1 protein-coding gene is annotated in these 1,881 nt (G+C 59.7%); it reads left to right on the forward strand.

The genetic code is table 11. The annotated features are described in order from the left end of the window. Window positions 1-129: 129 nt before the first annotated feature. On the forward strand, window positions 130-1,800 hold the full coding sequence (locus K290_RS0133310; protein ID WP_028755408.1) for an IS66 family transposase: 1,671 nt from the start codon (window positions 130-132) through the stop codon (window positions 1,798-1,800). The last annotated feature ends 81 nt before the right edge of the window (window positions 1,801-1,881 follow it).

Here is a 1,881-nt window from a genome sequence, read left to right on the forward strand (position 1 = left end):
GTACGTGGGGCAAAATCGGTGGCAGCGTTTCGGTGAGCGAGCATAGAAGTGTGCATAACCCAGCGTTTTGAGAATTGATTGATAGCCTGGGGATTCTCCTGCCGGGGCAAATCATGATTCGATTCTGCCATGACGAAACGGCTCCCCTCCCCCGAGCATGCCGGCACGCTGTCGCTGAATGCGTTGCGCAGTCTGGTGTCCGGTCTGTTGGAGCGGTCGCAGCAGGCGGAAGCCCGGCTCGCGAAGCTTGAGGCCGACAACATCCAGCTGCGCGAGGAAAACGCCGCCCTTCGCTTGGAAAACACCCGGCTTAAAGTCGAGAACCAACTGCTGCGCGATGAGATCGCTCGACTGAAGAACCTGCCGCCGCGCCCGCCGTTTCGACCGTCCGGCATGGACAAGGCAACCGATATCAAATCCGGCGACAAACAGGCGAGCAAGAAGAAACCGCGCGGCCCGAAGCTCGATGTGAAACGGGTCAGCCGGGAAGAGATCGTGCGCACCAATGCTCCGGCCGGCTCGCGCTTCAAGGGATACAGAAGCGTCTATGTTCGCGACCTGGTGCTCAAGGCCGAGCTCGTGCATTACCGTCGTGAATGCTGGGTGACGCCGGATGGAAAGACGGTGCTGGCACCCTTGCCTATGGGAACCGTAGGTGGCTACGGCATCAACCTCAGGCGACTTTGCCTGATGCTGCATACACAAGGGCAGGTGACGACCGCGCGCCTGACGACTTTGCTGAACGACATCGGTATCGACATCTCAAAACGCCAGATTTTACGGCTTTTGACCCGGCAGCTGGATGGCTTTGTCGCCGAGGATGCCGCGGTGTTGCATGCCGGCCTGGTGTCGTCGTCTTATGTCACCGTCGACGACACCGGCGCGTGGCATTCCCATAATCCGTGTTACGCCACACACATCGGCGGCCCGAATTTTACTGTCTTTCGCACCACAAAATCGAAGTCCCGCCTGAATTTCCTGTCGCTGCTGCGCGGTGGCTACCAGGATTACGTGCTCAACGATGCCGCGTTCGATTACCTGAAAGAACGCCGTGCGGATGCGTCCATAACTGCCGTACTTCGCGCTTTTGAACCACAGCGCTTCTGCAACCAGGTCCCATTCATGGCGCATCTGGCCGAAAAGGGTATCGACATCTTCGACCGGCAGGAGATCGGCACGCTTGCCGAGGCCGGCCTGTGGGGTTCTATTCGTCACCACGGCCTGATGGGCAATACGGTGATCGTGTCCGACGACGCCGGCCAGTTCCGCGTCGGCAATCACGCGCTGTGCTGGGTTCATGCCGAACGTCTTCTGCAAAAGCTGATGCCAGGAACCGCCAAGGAGGAGCGGTCGCTCACCATGGTCCGCGATCTCGTCTGGCGCTTCTACAAGGCGCTGAAAGCCTACAAGCAGACCCCTTCCCCGCGGGCCGTTCCGGCCTTCAGACGACGGTTCGACCGAATCTTCGGCCTGCGCACCGGCTATGAGGCGCTCGACAAGCTGCTTGAGCGGCTGCATCGACGGAAGAGCGAGTTGCTGAAAGTTCTCGATCATCCCGAGATTCCGCTACACACCAATGCATCCGAAAATGCTTTGCGGAGCTTTGTGACGAAGCGGAAGATCTCCGGCGGCACGATGAGCCGCGATGGTCGTGTTGCACGCGATACCATGCTCGGTCTGATGAAGACCTGCCAAAAGCTCGGGCTATCCTTTTACCACTATCTCGGTGACCGGCTTGGCATCGGCAACGTCGGCCAACCGGTTCCGCCCCTGCCGGCAATCATTCTCGCTAGGGCGTGAACACGGGGTCACTTCAGTCCGGTTGCAGCACCACCGTTGCCCAACGAACCAGCACCGCCACCGAATCTGCCCCACTTACCC

This window comes from Rhizobium leucaenae USDA 9039, assembly GCF_000426285.1.
Classification (GTDB): domain Bacteria; phylum Pseudomonadota; class Alphaproteobacteria; order Rhizobiales; family Rhizobiaceae; genus Rhizobium; species Rhizobium leucaenae.